Below are 15,915 nucleotides of genomic sequence, written 5' to 3'. Positions count from 1 at the left end.
TGACGGGGGTCTAAACGCTACAGTCGTCGGATGCTCATCGGATACGCCCGTGTGTCGACCTCGGGACAGGATCTTGCAGCACAGCGTGACGGTCTTGCAGCACTGGGTGTTGACGATCAACATGTGCATGTTGACCACGGGCTGTCGGGGACGACTCGAGCCCGGCCGGGCCTCCGTGAGGCACTGGCTGCGTGCCGTGCCGGCGACGTCCTAGTGGTGACGAAGCTCGACCGCCTTGCCCGCTCACTGCGCGACGCAACCGACATCGCGGACGAATTGACGACGAAGGGTGTCGCGCTGAACCTCGGGGGAGCGGTCTACGACCCCACCGACCCCGTCGGCCGGCTCCTGTTCAACGTCCTCGGCATGGTGGCCGAGTTCGAGGCTGACCTCATCCGCGCCCGGACCCGGGAGGGCATGGCGATCGCCAAGGCCGCCGGCAAGCTCCGCGGCCGCAAGCCCAAACTGACCCCGTCGCAGGAGAAGCACCTCGTACAGCTGCACCGCACCGGCGCCCACACGACCAGCGAGATAGCCGAACTCTTCGGTGTCGCCCGTTCGACGGTTTATCGTGCGATCCAACGAGGGGAGCAGTCATGAGGAGTTTCTTCCGGCGAGGCAAGGCCTCGTCGAGGCAGTCCTTCGCTGGCGGGCCCGAACCGTTTGCGACAGAGCCCTACGTCCGTGTCCGGGTGCGGCTCGAGCGGGACGACGGCTGGCCGCCTGCTGAATCGGAGGGTCTTTGGGCGCAGGAGCGCGCCGGAGGGACGTACCTGCTCGCCAACACACCGTTCTTTGCCTTCGGCCTCTCGCACGGCGACTTGGTCCGCGGGGCGCCCGATGAGGACGGCGTGATCTGGTTCATCCAACGAGTCCAGAGAGGCGGCAGCCTGACGGTGCGGATCATCACGACCGACCCGGGGGACCCCATGGAGGACGTCGTGGCGGAGTTTGAGCCCTATGGGGTGAGCGGCGAGAGCATGGAGCGTCCTCGTCTGCTGGCTCTCGATCTGCCACCAGGCTCGGACCTTGCCAGCGCTAAGGCGCTGCTTGCAGCCGGTGTCGTCTCCGGCCGCTGGCACGTCGAGGAATCTGACATCAGCGAGGAGTGGGCCGCCCTCTGACGGGCAGCCACGATCGTCCGGTAGGGGGGGGGGGGGGGGGGGCGCCGGTCACTCCGTGGCGAGACAGCACTGATGCGTCCGAGACGGCGTGCCGTCCGATGCTGGCGCGCTGTACTGGGAGGCTCGAGCCGTGCGCAGCGTCGGTCGAGAAGAAGCCCTAGCGATGCTGGGTGGTTTTTCATCTGGCCAAAGCGTGGATGACCGTGTGGACGATCTGCTCGTGGCGTTCTCTGACCAGGATCTTGCGGCCCTTGCGGCGTGCCTTCGGGATGTAGTCGACGCGATGGACGACTGGGAGTTTTCGTCTGTCATGCCACTTGAAGTTCACGAGGCTGAAGCGGCCGCTGCCGAGCTGGAAGCGCTGTCTTCCGACGGTTCACCCGGCCACGCGGGCTCATGGCGTTTGGACATGGTCCGAGCTCGATACCTTGACTGGTCGGCGGTTGCCGCATCGGCGGATGCAGAACCTGGGCAGGACGAGTCGTGGTTCAGGGTCAGCGTCCGTGACTACAGATCGATTTCCACTTCTGTCCACCACGCAACGAAGCGGGACCCGGCGATCGTGGCTCCTTCTGCATCGCCGCGAGTGGCCGACCTTGCCGTGAGGGAGGCACTGGACAAGGCGCTGGACGACATCGGCCGCCATGCCTCCCAAATGTCGTACCACGAGACACGTACACGCGGCGCAGTCGTCCATGCATCATGCGAAATCTCTACGGGGCATCCTGCCGAGGAGGCCGCTCGCCGACTGGAAGGGCTCTTCCCTCGCTCCGACACACACACCCCGGCTGCCCGAACCTCGGAAGGCCAGCGGCGTCGCCTCATCGCGAAATGGTTTGCACATGCCCTCGCCAGACAAGGTGCCGATCCGATTAAGGTCTCGTGGTCTGTAGCGGCCCACGAGATTGGCTCAGTCGTGCGCTTAGAACTGAGTTGTACGGATCGGGACTACCTCGCTCGCAAATCGTTAGCCGAGGTCTTCGCGCGTTGCGAGGAAAAGCAGGCGACAGTGCGATTGCTGTTGCGCCAGCCCTGACGTTGCCGGCCGTCCCGATAGACGATCGCTCATCGAGGCTGACAACTGAAGCTGATAGAGGTGTGCGGGGGTGGGGTGGTCAGCCGTCGAAGCGGCGCCGTGCCTCTTCGATGGCGGGTAGGTGGTCGCGTGCCCACGCGAGGATCGCGTCGACCGGCGGCCGCAGTGTCTTGCCCAACGGTGTGATGCGGTACTCGATCGCCACGGGGCGGGTGTTGAGCACAACCCGCTCGACCACGCCGTTGCGCTCGAGTCGGCGCAGCGTCGCGGTCAGCGATTTCTGCGTCACCGCCGGGACGAGCCGGCGCAGCTCGCTGAAACGACAAGGGCGTTCGCAGAGCTCGTTGAGTACCTGCAGGGACCACTTGTCGAGCACCTGATCGAGCAGCTCACGCTGGGGCGCATCGATCTCGAACCGGTCCGCCGTGGGCCTGGTGGTATCCGTCACGAGACCCAGTCTCGTTGAAGTGACCGCGGAACACCAGGTATCCATGAGGTACCACCTATGACAGGAGACACTCATGACCGTCCACCTCAGTTCCCCAAGCACCTTGATGCAGCCCGTTCCCTACCGCCACGTTGCGGTCGGCACCGGCACCCGCCACGTCCACGTATCGGGTCAGATCGCGCGCACCGCGGAGGCGACTCCTGTGGCACCCGGGGATCTGGCCGGCCAGGTCGCCCAGGCGCTCCGCAACACCTACCAAGGGCTGACCAGTGCTGGCGCCGGGTTCGACGACGTCGTCCGCCTGACCTTCTACGTCACCAACTGGGAGCCCACAAAGATCGAGGCCTTCATGGCCGGTGTCACGGAGGTTGCGGAGGAGATCGGTCTGCCCTTGCCCATGCCGCCCGCGTCTCTGATCGGGGTGGACTATCTATTCGAGCCCGACGTGCTCGTCGAGGTCGAGGCCACAGCGATCCTGGACTGACCTCTCGTCCTTGGCCCACCCACCCGTGCCCTGTGTCTCAATAGGGGATCGGCTACCGATCACGGTCGCCGCGTAATGGGGCACACAACCGCTAGCCGACCGCGATTTCGTCGAAGCTCAGATCACCATCCGGCTCGCGTCCCTGGCAAGACCTCGCTGATGGGCCCAGCCGGCAGCCCAGCATTGCCTCACTGGCTGGCTGCGACCGGTGGCTCGACCGCCCGTACATACGAAAAGACCCCGTCGCACTGACGGGGTCTCCTCGATTTCATTTGTCCGCGGGGGGAAGCCGAAGCCCGCAAGTCCCACGACTCGTAGCGCCATTGTACATTGAGAAGATGCCAGCTGCTACCCCCACCAACGATGCCGAAATCCGAGCAACGCTTAGTGCGGCACGGTCGGGGACATACATCACCGCAGCCGGCGGCGACCATGTTCGTGCGGTGGAGCTGTACGGGTGGAACGCTCGAGTGTCAGCAGCGTTCATGGTTCCCGCCCACTTCGCCGAAATCGCCACCCGTAACGCGGCCGCCGACGTGCTCGAGCTCGTTTACGGCCCGCTGTGGCCGTGGAGCCCAACGTTCGAAGCAAGCTTGCCGGACAACGGCCGCTACAACCCTCGCCGCGATCTTCAGAATACTCGGCAATGGAATCAGACAACGGGAAAGGTGATTGCCGAACTTAAATTCGTCTTCTGGCAGAAGCTCTTCACGCAACGATATGAGATACGACTGTGGCAGCCCCACATCGCTGGGGCGTTCCCCTTCGCGCCCAACATCCCATCGGCGACACTGCGCGACCGGATCTACCAGGACCTCGACGCCCTCCGTCACCTCCGCAACCGGTTGGCGCACCACGAGCCGGTTTTCGCACGAAACCTCCACGACGATCTCACGCGCACCGTCGACCTAATCGAACTTCGTAACCGCAGCACGGCGATTTGGGTTCGTGCGATGGAGGACGTCACTCCCGTCCTGGCTGAGCGCCCCTAGTCCGGGACAGAATCCTGTTTCAATAGCCGATCGTCTATCGGACACGCCCGGCCTCAACGGTATTGTTCGGAGATGAGCAATATTCCGACTCCGGGTGATGTGGCCCGCCGTGTTGTTGTTGAGCCTGGACCAGCCGAAATCGGCCCTGTTACCGAGGGGCACGCGGATGGGCTTCGGGCCTTTGCCTTCTTCTCTTACAAAGGGCCGAGGCTCGATCCGGGCTCAGCGGACTTTGGTCGGCTGGCTTGGGAGGGCGCGTTGACTTCTCTCGCGGAATTAGCGGAACCGGAGGAATGGAGTGGCTACAACCCGGACGGGCGCCCCCTTCCTATTCTCGACAGCTTTCTGCGATACACGCACCGTCGTCTTGTCATGGAAGACAAGATCGCGGTGTCCGAAGATGGGATGTACGCGGCTACGAACACGGGCTTGTTGACCTCACACGCCGAGGAGATCTTTGGTCTCTTTGAACGAAATAATCATGAGGGTCAGCGTTGGTTCTTCTTAAATTGGGTCACGGAATCCCATAGAGACATTCTTCGTCATTTCGGAGAACCCCCTCATATGGCCGAGTACGTCACGTCAGCTTCCGAGCTGGTCTACGACTGGCGACGAGAGTTGAAGCTGGCCTATGACCACATTCTGGGTGACAACCTTGACCGTTTCCCAGCCGAAATGGTTCAACAGCCGCTCCGGGCGCGGCAGGCGCTCGACGCGTCAATTAACTCAACACTTCGACGAGTGCGCCGGAATCATAAGTTGGTTATTCCGCAGTGGTACCCAAAACTGGGAGAAGCGGGTGCTCAATTCCTCATGCCCCTGGATCTCACCGGTAACGGAACAGCCGACCTCGCCCTAGTCGTCTCTGCTGTTGGTGATCGCGCGTACCGCGGCCATACGGTCCTGACTCTCGATATGGCTTACACGAACGCCCGTCTTGTAGCCCGTCCTGATAGCGACTGGCTAGCCCCTAGTGCTGCTCCCTTGCCATCTACTGACCAGGCACCCGCTGGGTTCGAAGCAGCCCCAGCCGATTCGTGAGGGGATGTCAGGGCGCGCTACCGTGTGGACGTCTAAGGCGATGTCAGGAGACCAAAGCGTGCCCGTAATTCCCAAAGCGATTGTTGATCGCTCGAAGTTCAATTCGAACCTGCCCCTACCACACCAGCTTCGTCTCGGTGACTTTGAGCTGGCAATGGCAGACGTCTACGATTTCTTCTTCGACGTGAACACGAACCTTGTAGAAAAGGGCCTGCAACGCCTCGACGACATGATTCGCCCCGCAGCCCTCTCGGGCATGCTCTCCGACATGATCACCGACTCGTTGGCGCAGAAGAGCCGGACCTTGACCTCGAATCTCCACCACAACGGCCATCCTGATCTAATCGTTCGGGGTCGATATTCGGGTGATCGGGTGGCAGCAGGTGAGGAGGGCGTCGAGATCAAAGCCACCCGGAAGCCAGGTGGTGCCGTAGACACTCATGGTGCCCGGAATCAAACCCTCTGTGTATGGGTCTACGACGTGGACAATGATCGTGCAAAACCTTCACACGAGCGTTCTCCTCTGGTCTTCAGAGAGATCTACATCGCTGACGTAACCGTCGGTGACTTCCGTAGCAACGGTCGAGGGGAATTGGGCACTAGGACCGCCACGCTCCATGCCGAGGGAGTCAAGATCCTTCGCGAGGGATGGGTGTATCTGGATGCTCGAACAAAAGCTTCCGAGACTCGAACGGCTCAGCCTTGGCGTCAGGCGTAAAGAAGCGTCGTATCTGGCGAGGTTGCGAGGGCGGCTAGCTTAGGAATGGCTTCCTTGGCGATATCTACGTAGTGGCTGTCCTGTTCCACGCCGATGGATTGGTATCCCACAGCCTCGGCCGCGGCCAACGTTGAACCCGAGCCGGCGAACGGATCCAGAACAATGCCCTCACCGAGGGGGAGTGACGCTCTAACAACCTGCCGGAGAAAGGCTTGTGGCTTAAGCGACGGATGGTTGGCCAAAGCCCTTTCTGCTTTGTTTGTTGGGTGAGAACGAATCACATCTCCAAATGGGCGCTCGGCGCTTATGCGTCGCAGCCCACCGGCTCTCCAAATACGTAGATTCTCCGCAACAGTCTTTTCCTGAATGGGTCGGCGAAGAAGTAGCCATGGCTCCCACTGGGACCTTGGCATGACTGACACGTCGTCGAATTCTTCGTGAGCACCCTTTGGGCGATCGCCACCTCGCATCGTCATGACCATGCGAACGATCTCTCCACGGCGCTCGAAGCCGGCTGCATCCAAAGCGATTGATATATGTGGAGAGAGCAGTGGGTTACAGGCTAGGAAGACATGTCCGCCTGGAACCATCTTGGTCAGCAGGGCTCTACCCCACGCTTCAAAGAAATCTTTCTGATACTGGATATCCGCTTTCGACAAGACTGTGAAGCGGGGAAGGGGCGCGCGAGTGTGCCCGTCGAAAGATGGGGGCATACGCCAAACGCCGCCCTTGCCGGATCTCAGCTTGGCCTGCTGCTCCTGGGTGTACTCGTCTACCCCATAGGGAGGGTCTGTTACGACGGCCGTAATGCTGTTGTCGTCTCGGCCTTTCAGCCAGGCCAAGCAATTTTCCTGGAAGAGCTCAGCCTGGTTAAAGGTGAATGCTGGCAGCTTCATCGACGCACGAGCCGGTATGTTCCACGACCTGTGCGGATGAACTGACCAGGAGTATTGAGGTTCAGGTAGGACCGGACACTGGAGGACGCAACCGGGCTGCCGAGAGATATCTCGACTGCGCTCTTTACCTCTGCGATATTCATCTCGCCTTTGTGGTTCTTGAATGCTTCGAGAATCGAGTCTCGCACCGCACCCGGGCTCCGCCGTTCAGTCATGTCCACAACTATAGACGTCTGGACGTCGTTACGGAACCACAATGACAGGGCCAGCACGACCACCCCAAGTCGCTGTGCTCCAGGTCGCTGCCGCTCCCCAGGGAAGCCGCTCCGCGGCCCTCTTCCCTGAGCCCTTCGGGCTTTTCGGCCGTGGCGCTAGCGCAGGGTACGGGTCGGGGTTCCGGCGTCAAGCCGTCGTCCGGATTGGCCAAAAAACTGGCTCCCCCGCTGCGCTCCTCCGCAACTTTTCCGGCCAATCCCTCCTTGGGGCGTGACCCCGAAACCCACTCCCCAGGCGGTGATGAATCACCGCCACGGCCAAAAAAACGTGGGGGGAGAGAGGAAGACAGAACATGGCTCAGCAGATCACCACCGTCACGACGTTGGTCCCCGTGGTCACCGAAGAGGCGCTTAACCGCCAGCTGCGGAAGCTGGGGGAACGCGACAGCGACCTCGCCCAGTACGCGAGCAACGGGTGGGCCCTCGCCCACACCCACGCGATCGCAGGCGTCGACTACACGACCTTCGTCGACACCCTCACCCGCAGCGAGTGACAGGACGGGAGGGACCTATTCGAACTAGGTCCCTCCCGCTCCCTCATCATCTCGGATCGACCACAGGAGCAGAACCCCATGGCCACCACCACCGCCCCCACCACGCTCTACGTCACCAACGCCTGCCAGTTCTGTGGCGCCGCCAGCACCGTCGAGCTCACCGCGGCCGAGGTCGCCGCGTGGCTCACCGGCGCCCCGATCCAGGACGCCATGCCCGACCGCCCCGCACCCAGCCGCGAGCTCGTACGCAACGGCACCCACCCCGAGTGCTGGACGGCCATGTTCGGCTCGGCCGAGTGACAATGACCCGAGGGGGAACCGCCATGATCACCGTCTACAGCAAGCCCAGCTGCGTGCAGTGCACCGCCACCTACCGCAGCCTCGACGCCAAGGGCCTGGAATACCGGGTCGTCGACGTCACCACCAACGACAACGCGCTCGAGTACGTGAAGGGCGAGCTCGGCTACCTCGGAGCCCCGGTCGTAGTCGTCTCCGAGCACGACCACTGGACCGGCTTCCGGCCCGACCGCATCGACCGCGTCGTCGCCGGTGGCGCCACTGAGAGCGAAGGGACAGGCGCATGAGCACCAACACCACCCCCGAGGGCACCAACCCGTGGGGCGCCGCGATCGACGCAGGGCCCGTCCGCGATGCTGAGGGCCGCTTCGTCTACGACCCCACCTACAACCCCGAGGACGGCGACAAGTTCGACGACGATGCCCACCTCGCCGGGCTCGACGACGAGGCCTCCTAAGCGCACCGGGGGAGCGCCGAACCGGCGCCCCCCGGGCTAGTGCCGCCCCGCTTGCATGGTCGCCAGTACGGTGAGCGGATGACTCGTCCCGACCTAGCCGCGAGCGAGATCCTCGCGGATCTCACCGCCACCGGGCAGGCGCGGCCCCGCACGCCCCTCCCGGGGCCGGTTCAGGCCGCAGAGTGGCGGCGCCTGGCGCGTGCAGCAGGGCGCAGTATCGGCCGCCCTGTGCGCACCTACGCTGGCCCCGACGGCCCGGTCGCAGCGCTGCACGACTGGCCCGTCGACGACGTCGAACGAACCATCTATGAGCGGGCACTACGAGACACCGTCGACGGCGCAGCCCTGGAACCAATACCCCACCAGCGAGGCCCCGGTCGGCCCCGAAAGGGCAGCGGACCCGGCGCCCGAGAGCGCATTATGACCGCCGCGGAGCACCTGTTCAAGACCGACGGATTCCGCGCGTCGGGCGTGGACACCATCACCGAAGAGGCGGACGTCGCCAAGGCCTCGTTCTACAAGTACTTCGGCTCCCGCAGCGAGCTCGAAGTCGCCTACCTCAACCTGGAGCACCAGCGCAGCGTCGACGACCTCGCGGAGCGCGAGCAGGCCCACCCCGTGGCCGCCGATGCCCTGGTCGACGTCGTCGACGCAGCCGCGACGCTCCTCGCTGTGGCGCCGGCCGCGAACGTGTTTGTCCTCGCCACCGTCGAGTACCCCGAGACGGACCACCCCGCCCGCCTCGCCGCGCAGACGCACTTGCAATGGCGCCACCGCCAATTCACGAGACTCCTCACCAGCGCCGGCCACCCGTCGCCCGTGACGGCCGCGACCGACCTCGCCGCGGCCCTCGATGGCGCCGAGCTCCTGGCTCACGTGAGCGACCACGACACCGCGGCCGGCAGCGCCCGCCGCGCCCTGGCCCGCCTGCTCGTGGAAGCGTCGCAGTAGCCCTAGGCGCTGGGGCTTGTCACGACCGACCCCTCCGACCAGTCGTAGTCACCGCTCCCGTCCACGCGCGGGAGCGAGTCGCAGAACGCAACGGCCGCCGCGATCGACTCGTGCGTCGCCAACCACGGCCGCTCCGACACCTGCTCGTGATGGCCGTACACGTGCACCGCCGATGCCTCATAGGAGGCGTCCACGTATGTGACCCGGAACCACGCCAGGGGCGCAGGCTGCTCGACGTCCTCGGGCCGAATGCGGGCGGTGTCGAGGCCCTCAAATACGAGTCGGTACGCAGTCACCCACCAAGCCTCGCACGCGGTGTCTGAGGGCTTTAGCCGGCGACTCGCAGAGGTTCTTTCGAGAAGCCGAAGTCCATGTGAGCGTGGTCGCAGCTGTCTCGAAACTGCGTGAGGTTCGGCCAGGTCTGCCCGCTGCGGCATTGCACCTGCCCGATGCGGCTTCCCTCGGGAGCGACCGAGGAGAACAGGTCGATAACTGCCAAGTCCTGCGAGGTGCTGCCCGTGAGGGCGACTCCGTCGAGTTGGTAGAAGTCGAGCGCGCGCCCGCCGCCGTCGCGGTAGTGAGCCGAAGCGGTGCCGGCCCCGATGAGGGAGCCGGTGCACTTGCGGTTCAATGAGCCCACCCCGACGGACTCAAACTTGTTGAGGGCCAGGGTGATGACTTGCAGCACCCGCAGGTCGAGTTGGCAGTCGGCCGACGCCGACCCGTTGGCGACGTTCTTCACCTGCTCCTGGTAGCGGGGTTCGAGGAACTTCAACGAGCCGTTGTCCATCGCCGTGACGAGCCCCTGAGCGACCTCCTGCGCGTCACCCGAGACGCTGCATCCCGAGGTGCCGCCGCCCGGCGTGCCGCCGAGCTTGGCGAGGTAGTCGGTGATCGCGACGGCGTCGGCGCGGTAGCGCGAGTAGTGGAACGGGTCGGCGTTGATCTGAACTTTGTTGATCGCAATTGACGAGTCGAGCTCTTCCCAATTGGGTACGGCGGTGAGGCGCTGGAAGAACAGCGAGGCCGAAGTCGTCGGGTCCATCCGCTGCTCTGTCGTGCCCCACGACGACTGCTGCTGGAACAGTCCGATGGAGTCAGCCACGGACCCGTCGGGGTTGATCGCGTTATCGCCATAACCGATGTTGTTCAGGCTCGATTCACCGATCGCCGCTTGCACGCCGAGGGCCTGCGCTGCCTCGGGCATCGTCAGGGTTGCGGCGGCGTTGATGATCGCCGCGGCGTTCCCCAGCTGCTCGCGCCCGAACGCTCCGACCTTCGCGTCCGCGGGGATCGCTGCCGCGTCGACGGGCCCAGCCGACGCCGGCGTGCAGCCGCTCGCGGACGAGCTCTCCGAGGACGACGCGGCCAGCACGATACCGAGGACGATCGCCACCGGGACCGCGAGGGCCAGTGCCGCGATGGCGCCACCACCTGCCTTGTTCATGCCGGCGGTGCCATTCGCTCGACGAGCCACGGGGAGTCCGTATCGGGGCGCGTGATGAACGTCTCATAGACGCCCGCGTCGGTCGGCACGCTGACGATGAACGTGTACACGCCGTCACCGTCGTGCACGCCAGCGTCGCTCGTCACCGACGTGCACGGCACCGTCGCCGGGTCGACTGTCTCGTATGCGGTGATCCCCCGATCAGTGAGCAGGGGTGACAGCGACACGATCCACTCGGGGTTAGCCGTGCCGGGCCGGCAGTAGGACGCGACGGCCTTCGCAGCGGCGGCGATTGCGTCGCTCTCCGCTGATGCGTCTGGCTCGGGTTCGGCGTCCTCGATCGGTGCCTCCGTCGCGGCACCGGTCGGGGCCGTGGTGCTGCTCCGAGGGGCGGTGTTGTCATCGGTGGAAGAGTCGTCGCCGGCGCCCGGGGAGGTGCACCCCGTGAGGGTGCCGAGGGTGAGAAGGGCGGCAGCAACCAGGAGCCCGCCCGACCGAGCTCCGCGTGTCACTGGTCGCCTTCGCCTGTGCCCGAGGTGGTGTCCTCGGAGGCAGCGTCGGCGGTGCCCGCGGGGGTCGCGGCCGGGCGCCGGCGGGTACGTGTCTTGGACGCCAGTCCGAGACTCTTTAGTTCGCTCTCGGTCCACCCGGCTTTCAGTGCTGCACGGCGCGAGCGTGCTGCTTCGGCTTCGGCCTCTGCGAGGGCGGCGGCCTGTTCTTCGGCGGTGGCGACGGCGGCCTGCAGCGCCTCGCCCGCCTCGATTTTCGCGGCGACTTGTTCGTGGACGAGCTCTTGGACTGTCTTGGTCATGGTCCGAGCCTACGTCGATGTGCAGATATCGACTAGACGTGTCTGTCCTCTTGTTCTGCTTATCGCAATCTTCGATTGCTCTAGCAGAACCTTGATCCGTTTCTAGCTTCTGCTCTTCGCCATCTTCGATGTCTTGGATCAGAAGCTAGAAACGGATGCACGTATGCTACCGGCTTCGCTCGTAGTACGGTGGGGCCATGCGTGGCGGGCTGGTCTTCTTTCGAGGTGCGGGCGCTGCGGCGCGCGCCTACCTCGAATCTGACCACTCGCACGCCGACGAGTACTACCTCGCGGACGCCGGCGCGATAGCGCAGTGGTCCGCCCTCGACAACGAGGGAACCGTGTACGAGAACGGGTCCCTCGACGGGACCGAGTACCAGTCGTGGGTCGACTGGATTGACCCGGAGTTTGATCAGCTTCGGGGCACGCCTCGTGCTGAGACGCGCATCGACCGCAACGGGGAGGTTGTCGTCCTGCCCGCGTCCCCGCGGTTCGTGGAGATGACGGTCAACTGCGACAAGAGCCTGTCCGTCGCCGCAGCTCTTGACCCGGCCGTCTCCGCGGCGCTCGATGAGGCGCAGGCGACCGCCGCCTCAGCTATGACCGCGTACATGGCGCAGAACTCCGTCACGCGCGTTGGCCCGCGTGGCGCGCAGTACTTCGTACCCGTCGACCGGCTCGAATCCGTGTCGGTCGTGCACCGCTCCTCCCGTGCCGGCGACCCGCACCGGCACGTGCACGTGCAGTGGAACACCCGTGTCCTGGCACAGGGCCAGTGGCGCGCGCTGCACACCGCCGCGACACTGAACCAGCAGGGCGCGCTTCGCGGTGTCGGAGAGGCCGCGATCAACTCCCACGACGGTCTCCAAGAAGCACTCGCCGCCGCCGGCTACGAGTTCGACGCGAGCACTGGGCGCGTCACGAACCTAGAGCAGCACGCCCGGACCATGTCCAAGCGGGCCAACCAGATTCAGGGCAACGCCGCCCGGTTCGAGGCGGAGTGGTGTGCTCGACACCCCGGCATCGAGCCCGACGCGGCGCAGCGCCGCGAGTGGGATCAGAAGGCGTGGGCGTTCGAGCGTCCTCGGAAAAAGCAGGCCACCGAGCACGCCGAAACCAAGTGGGTGAGCGAGCTCCGCGCCGAGGGCCTCCAGGTCGACGGGTTCGCCGCTGTCGATCGCGATACGCCCCTCACGCTCGACGAGCTCGACCGTGACGAGCTTGCAGCTCAGGTCATCGCTGCTGCCGGCGCCAAGGCGTCGTCGTGGTCGGTGGCGGACCTCGAAGGACACATCGGTGTGGCCGTCGGCGCGGCCGGCGTCCGTGCGACGAAAGAAGAGCTCGGGGTGTTCGTCCACGCTGTCGCCGCCGACATTGCAACGACACTCCCGCGGCTCGACATGGCCGTCCCCGGCCAGGTGCCGTCCTGGGTCCGTCACCTCACCAGCGAGCACGTCCAGCGCGTCGAGAACGAGCTCCGGAAGACCTTCCAGCGGCGCGGCCTCGACTCGGGTCTCGTCGTCGATCCCGACGCCGAGCTCCTGAAAGGGCTCAACGCCGAGCAGTCCGTCGCGGCGCGCGCCCTGGCGTCCCGTGCGCCGCTGCTCGTGGTCGAGGGGGCGGCCGGTGCCGGGAAGACGACGATGCTCGCCGCTGCCCGCGACCTCGCCGCAGAAGACGGCGTCCGGTTCGTCGTCCTAGCGCCCACGCTGAGAGCCGCGAACGAGGCCGGCAAGGCGACCGGGTCCGACGCCGTCAGCGCGCACAAGCTCGCGCACGAGTACGGCTTCCGGTGGGACGACGACGGCCGCTGGCAGCGCCTCGACGTCGGCGACGTCGACACCACCACGGGCGCGATCTACGAGGGCCCGTCCGAGCGGTTCCAGGTCGACGCCGACACCCGCCTCGTCATCGACGAGGCCGGAATGCTCGACCAGGACCTCGCCCACGCCGTCATGACCATTGCCGACGAGCACGGCGCACCAGTCACTCTCGTGGGCGACCGCGCGCAGCTACCCGCCATCGGCCGAGGCGGCGTCCTCGACATGGCCGTCGCCGCCCACCCCAGGCCCCTCGACCTCTCCGAGCTCTACCGATTCCGAGAGGACGGCTACGGCGCCCTCACCCTCGACATGCGCGACCGGAAGGGCCCCAAAGTGCTGTTCGAGGAGTTGCAGAGCCGGGGCAACATCGTCGTGCACGCCACCGAGGAGGAGGCGTGGGCGGCCGTCACGGCCGACGTCGCCGTGCAGGCCAAGGCCGGCGCGTCCGTCGCCGTGGCCGTCTCCACAAACGAGCAGGCCGCGACCATCAGCGCGCTCGTGCAGCAGGCGCACGCGGACGCCGGCCGCACCAGGAAAGCCCGCGTGGAGGTGGCCGGCATAGACGGTCTCACCCTCCGCGTCGGGGACCGGATCATGACCCGGGAGAACGCGAAGGCCCAGGGCGTCGCCAACCGCGACACGTGGACCGTCAAGCGTGTCGATCGCGACGGGTCGGTGGTCGTCCGCGACGGGCGCCGCGAGGCCACCTTGCCCCGTGAGTACGTCGAGGCGAGCACCCACCTCGCGTACGCGTCGACGGTCTATGGAGTTCAGGGCGCCACGGTCGACTACGGCCACGGCGTCGTCACCGAGGCGACGTCCGCGCAGGCGCTTTACGTCGCAGCGACTCGTGGTCGCGACCACAACGCCCTCCACGTCGTCGCCGGCGACGTCGACGAGGCCCGCGACGTCTTCGTGGGCGCCCTCAGCCGCGAGTCCGGCGACCGCGGTATCGACGCCGCACGCGGAAACGCGCAGCGCGACTTGGAAGGCATGGTGTTGCCGAGGATGGACTACGACGAGCAGGTCCGGGCCGCGCGCCTCGACGCCGAGGAGCGCGCGTACCAGGTGCGCCTCCGCAGTTGGGAAGGCGCTCAGCAGCAGTGGCAGCTTCGCCACCCCGACATCGCGCCGGCCGACTACGCCGACGCCCTCGCCCGGGCGGAGAGCGACGTCGTCACGGCCACCGCCGAGCGGGAACGACTCGAGTCCGTTGTGCCGGCCGAGGCCGTGGCCACGCACGAGCAGCAGTGGGCCACCGACCACGCCGCCGTAGAGAAGGCCGAGGCGACGGCTGCGGCATCGTCGGTGTTCCGTCGTGCCGCCGCTCAGCGGGCCGTGGAAGACGCACGCCGACAGTTCCATGACCGACACCGGGCGGCGCCCGCTGCGCGTCCCACCGAGGCGCAGCGAGCGGCGTGGGCGAAGGCAGCCACAGCGCCCGGTGCAACGCAGGCACTCGACACCGCCCGCGCGGCCGAGGCGAAGGCGAAGACCGCCCACAAGCACCTCCGGGTGGACGCGGCTCCGAGCTCCACGCCGCCGGCACCGCCGACGAGGGGGCGCCCCGACCAGGAGGTCGAGCGCGACGAGGCGTTCCAGGCCAAGACCGATGCCGCGGCCCAGACAAAGACAACTCCCGAGCAGGACCGATCCGCGCAGCTAGCTCGCGAGCGTCACCAGCCCCCAAAGGACCAGGCGGCCGTCAACGAGAGATAGCTATCGAGGCGCATCCATTCCCGCCGGCCGGGAACGGAATGCACCTCTTTCGCTGCCGAACGCATCATCACCTGTTCACGGCGTCTCCACCTGTCGACGGATGATCAGGACTCGTTTATTCGTCATCCTGGCTAGGCGGAGCCACAGGGGCTCTACTCAAGGAGGCATCAGATGCAGAAATCACGGATGTTTGGCGGGGTGTTGGCGTGTGCGCTGGCACTGTCGGTCCTGTCAGTGGCTGGGCCAGCAGTCGCCGCCGAGACGGGAGGGGACCAGAAGTTTCCTGCCATGCAGATGATCATGGATGAGTCGGGTCAGCCCACGACTTCAACGTTCACGGTGGACCCGGGTACGTACTCGGTGGACGGAACCGAGACCGTTCTTCGCGCAGCGGCCACGTACACGTGCTCAGGCAAAACGGACAGCCCCCACTATTCAAAGAATGGTGGCAGCGTGATCGCAAAGACACGAGTGAACTGCTCGGGGCCCAGTGGGGTCATCCCTATCCGCGTGTACTCGCTCCTGGGCAAGACCAGCACGAACAACATCTCGACGCTAAAGATCGTTGCTGAGTCCAACTACGTACAAAACGTGACCGTCAACTCGCCGACTCCTCAAACGTGGTACGTCCCCGCTCAGGGGTCCCCGACGAAGATCGCCGCGGGTGCGTACTTCCGAGGTTCGCACTCCGGTGCGGGAGCACCGCCCCTGCAAGCGTTCAACATCGGAGCAGCTCCATCGAGCTTCGTCTACGTTCCTAAGCCGTAGTCAGTGGCTGGCTGCAGCATCCCTGGGATGTTGCAGCCAGCCGTCACTCGACGTTTCCCGTAAGACGGATGAGACGCACTCCTCGCGCGTCGATGACCTGGACGAAAGCGGAGAAATCCCGGCCGGCTGCATGG

The 15,915-nt window shown here is 65.5% G+C and carries 20 protein-coding genes; 14 read left to right on the top strand and 6 right to left on the bottom strand.

What is annotated here, in order from left to right; genetic code table 11:
- Positions 1 to 30 precede the first annotated feature (30 nt).
- From IFT45_RS15740 to IFT45_RS15730, 3 genes are all read left to right on the top strand, one after another.
- Positions 31 to 600, top strand: coding sequence for a recombinase family protein (locus IFT45_RS15740; protein WP_192129324.1), 570 nt, complete (start codon positions 31 to 33; stop codon positions 598 to 600).
- Positions 597 to 1,124, top strand: coding sequence for a DUF4265 domain-containing protein (locus tag IFT45_RS15735; protein ID WP_192129323.1), 528 nt, complete (start codon positions 597 to 599; stop codon positions 1,122 to 1,124). Before IFT45_RS15740 ends, IFT45_RS15735 begins: the two co-directional genes overlap by 4 nt.
- A 130-nt stretch (positions 1,125 to 1,254) precedes the next feature.
- Positions 1,255 to 2,160 (top strand): hypothetical protein, encoded by a 906-nt coding sequence (locus IFT45_RS15730; RefSeq protein WP_192129322.1) that lies wholly within the window; start codon positions 1,255 to 1,257, stop codon positions 2,158 to 2,160.
- 79 nt (positions 2,161 to 2,239) lie between these two features.
- Here IFT45_RS15730 and IFT45_RS15725 read toward each other — a convergent pair whose 3' ends face one another.
- Entirely contained in the window at positions 2,240 to 2,608 is a 369-nt protein-coding gene (locus tag IFT45_RS15725) for a winged helix-turn-helix transcriptional regulator (protein WP_371811055.1), read from the bottom strand.
- 73 nt (positions 2,609 to 2,681) lie between these two features.
- Here IFT45_RS15725 and IFT45_RS15720 point away from each other — a divergent pair, with 73 nt between their 5' ends.
- From IFT45_RS15720 to IFT45_RS15705, 4 genes are all read left to right on the top strand, one after another.
- Positions 2,682 to 3,092 (top strand): Rid family hydrolase, encoded by a 411-nt coding sequence (locus IFT45_RS15720; protein ID WP_192129320.1) that lies wholly within the window; start codon positions 2,682 to 2,684, stop codon positions 3,090 to 3,092.
- A gap of 338 nt (positions 3,093 to 3,430) precedes the next feature.
- A complete protein-coding gene (locus tag IFT45_RS15715) occupies positions 3,431 to 4,084 on the top strand; it encodes a hypothetical protein (protein ID WP_192129319.1) in 654 nt (217 codons plus the stop codon).
- 72 nt (positions 4,085 to 4,156) lie between these two features.
- On the top strand, positions 4,157 to 5,125 hold the full coding sequence (locus tag IFT45_RS15710) for a DUF3825 domain-containing protein (RefSeq protein WP_192129318.1): 969 nt from the start codon (positions 4,157 to 4,159) through the stop codon (positions 5,123 to 5,125).
- 58 nt (positions 5,126 to 5,183) lie between these two features.
- Positions 5,184 to 5,843: a hypothetical protein gene (locus IFT45_RS15705; protein WP_197982500.1), complete on the top strand. Its 660-nt coding sequence runs from the start codon at positions 5,184 to 5,186 to the stop codon at positions 5,841 to 5,843.
- Here the strand turns inward: IFT45_RS15705 and IFT45_RS15700 are convergent.
- Positions 5,834 to 6,739: a DNA methyltransferase gene (locus IFT45_RS15700; RefSeq protein WP_192129314.1), complete on the bottom strand. Its 906-nt coding sequence runs from the start codon at positions 6,737 to 6,739 to the stop codon at positions 5,834 to 5,836. The genes IFT45_RS15705 and IFT45_RS15700 overlap by 10 nt on opposite strands.
- A gap of 568 nt (positions 6,740 to 7,307) precedes the next feature.
- Between IFT45_RS15700 and IFT45_RS15695 the strand changes: the two genes are divergently transcribed.
- The 5 genes from IFT45_RS15695 (at position 7,308) to IFT45_RS15675 (ending at position 9,213) form a co-directional block, all read left to right on the top strand.
- Entirely contained in the window at positions 7,308 to 7,508 is a 201-nt protein-coding gene (locus tag IFT45_RS15695; RefSeq protein WP_192129312.1) for a hypothetical protein, read from the top strand.
- A gap of 78 nt (positions 7,509 to 7,586) precedes the next feature.
- A complete protein-coding gene (locus tag IFT45_RS15690) occupies positions 7,587 to 7,808 on the top strand; it encodes a hypothetical protein (protein WP_192129310.1) in 222 nt (73 codons plus the stop codon).
- Positions 7,809 to 7,831: 23 nt separating this feature from the next.
- Entirely contained in the window at positions 7,832 to 8,092 is a 261-nt protein-coding gene (nrdH, locus tag IFT45_RS15685) for a glutaredoxin-like protein NrdH (RefSeq protein ID WP_192129308.1), read from the top strand.
- A complete protein-coding gene (locus IFT45_RS15680; protein WP_192129306.1) occupies positions 8,089 to 8,262 on the top strand; it encodes a hypothetical protein in 174 nt (57 codons plus the stop codon). The genes nrdH and IFT45_RS15680 overlap by 4 nt, the downstream gene beginning before the upstream one ends.
- 420 nt (positions 8,263 to 8,682) lie before the next feature.
- On the top strand, positions 8,683 to 9,213 hold the full coding sequence (locus IFT45_RS15675) for a TetR/AcrR family transcriptional regulator (RefSeq protein ID WP_192129304.1): 531 nt from the start codon (positions 8,683 to 8,685) through the stop codon (positions 9,211 to 9,213).
- 2 nt (positions 9,214 to 9,215) lie between these two features.
- Here the strand turns inward: IFT45_RS15675 and IFT45_RS15670 are convergent, their stop codons facing one another.
- From IFT45_RS15670 to IFT45_RS15655, 4 genes are read right to left on the bottom strand one after another with little or no spacing between them, the layout of a single operon-like run.
- Positions 9,216 to 9,509: a hypothetical protein gene (locus IFT45_RS15670; RefSeq protein WP_192129302.1), complete on the bottom strand. Its 294-nt coding sequence runs from the start codon at positions 9,507 to 9,509 to the stop codon at positions 9,216 to 9,218.
- Positions 9,510 to 9,541: 32 nt separating this feature from the next.
- Positions 9,542 to 10,690 carry a hypothetical protein gene (locus IFT45_RS15665; RefSeq protein WP_192129300.1) on the bottom strand — a complete coding sequence of 383 codons (1,149 nt, stop codon included), beginning with the start codon at positions 10,688 to 10,690 and terminating at the stop codon, positions 9,542 to 9,544.
- Positions 10,657 to 11,172: a hypothetical protein gene (locus IFT45_RS15660; RefSeq protein WP_192129299.1), complete on the bottom strand. Its 516-nt coding sequence runs from the start codon at positions 11,170 to 11,172 to the stop codon at positions 10,657 to 10,659. Before IFT45_RS15660 ends, IFT45_RS15665 begins: the two co-directional genes overlap by 34 nt.
- Positions 11,169 to 11,471, bottom strand: a complete 303-nt coding sequence (locus IFT45_RS15655) for a hypothetical protein (RefSeq protein ID WP_185234487.1) — start codon at positions 11,469 to 11,471, stop codon at positions 11,169 to 11,171. The genes IFT45_RS15660 and IFT45_RS15655 overlap by 4 nt, the downstream gene beginning before the upstream one ends.
- A 197-nt stretch (positions 11,472 to 11,668) precedes the next feature.
- Here IFT45_RS15655 and mobF point away from each other — a divergent pair, with 197 nt between their 5' ends.
- Together mobF and IFT45_RS15645 are read left to right on the top strand one after the other, a co-directional pair.
- Positions 11,669 to 15,013, top strand: a complete 3,345-nt coding sequence (mobF, locus tag IFT45_RS15650; protein ID WP_192129297.1) for a MobF family relaxase — start codon at positions 11,669 to 11,671, stop codon at positions 15,011 to 15,013.
- 171 nt (positions 15,014 to 15,184) lie between these two features.
- Positions 15,185 to 15,781, top strand: coding sequence for a hypothetical protein (locus IFT45_RS15645; protein WP_192129295.1), 597 nt, complete (start codon positions 15,185 to 15,187; stop codon positions 15,779 to 15,781).
- The last annotated feature ends 134 nt before the right edge of the window (positions 15,782 to 15,915 follow it).

It is taken from the genome of Frigoribacterium sp. CFBP 13707 (assembly GCF_014842245.1).
GTDB lineage: Bacteria > Actinomycetota > Actinomycetes > Actinomycetales > Microbacteriaceae > Frigoribacterium > Frigoribacterium endophyticum.
Note: the sequence above shows the minus strand (reverse complement) of the source record. Positions and strands in the feature narration are given on the sequence as shown.

Coding starts and splice junctions, on each gene's coding strand:
- IFT45_RS15655 (WP_185234487.1), bottom strand. CDS start 11,471: ATGACCAAGACAGTCCAAGAGCTCGTCCACGAACAAGTCGCCGCGAAA.
- IFT45_RS15710 (WP_192129318.1), top strand. CDS start 4,157: ATGAGCAATATTCCGACTCCGGGTGATGTGGCCCGCCGTGTTGTTGTT.
- IFT45_RS15720 (WP_192129320.1), top strand. CDS start 2,682: ATGACCGTCCACCTCAGTTCCCCAAGCACCTTGATGCAGCCCGTTCCC.
- IFT45_RS15735 (WP_192129323.1), top strand. CDS start 597: ATGAGGAGTTTCTTCCGGCGAGGCAAGGCCTCGTCGAGGCAGTCCTTC.
- IFT45_RS15700 (WP_192129314.1), bottom strand. CDS start 6,739: ATGAAGCTGCCAGCATTCACCTTTAACCAGGCTGAGCTCTTCCAGGAA.
- mobF (WP_192129297.1), top strand. CDS start 11,669: ATGCGTGGCGGGCTGGTCTTCTTTCGAGGTGCGGGCGCTGCGGCGCGC.
- IFT45_RS15715 (WP_192129319.1), top strand. CDS start 3,431: ATGCCAGCTGCTACCCCCACCAACGATGCCGAAATCCGAGCAACGCTT.
- IFT45_RS15695 (WP_192129312.1), top strand. CDS start 7,308: ATGGCTCAGCAGATCACCACCGTCACGACGTTGGTCCCCGTGGTCACC.
- IFT45_RS15680 (WP_192129306.1), top strand. CDS start 8,089: ATGAGCACCAACACCACCCCCGAGGGCACCAACCCGTGGGGCGCCGCG.
- IFT45_RS15645 (WP_192129295.1), top strand. CDS start 15,185: ATGCAGAAATCACGGATGTTTGGCGGGGTGTTGGCGTGTGCGCTGGCA.
- nrdH (WP_192129308.1), top strand. CDS start 7,832: ATGATCACCGTCTACAGCAAGCCCAGCTGCGTGCAGTGCACCGCCACC.
- IFT45_RS15740 (WP_192129324.1), top strand. CDS start 31: ATGCTCATCGGATACGCCCGTGTGTCGACCTCGGGACAGGATCTTGCA.
- IFT45_RS15675 (WP_192129304.1), top strand. CDS start 8,683: ATGACCGCCGCGGAGCACCTGTTCAAGACCGACGGATTCCGCGCGTCG.
- IFT45_RS15690 (WP_192129310.1), top strand. CDS start 7,587: ATGGCCACCACCACCGCCCCCACCACGCTCTACGTCACCAACGCCTGC.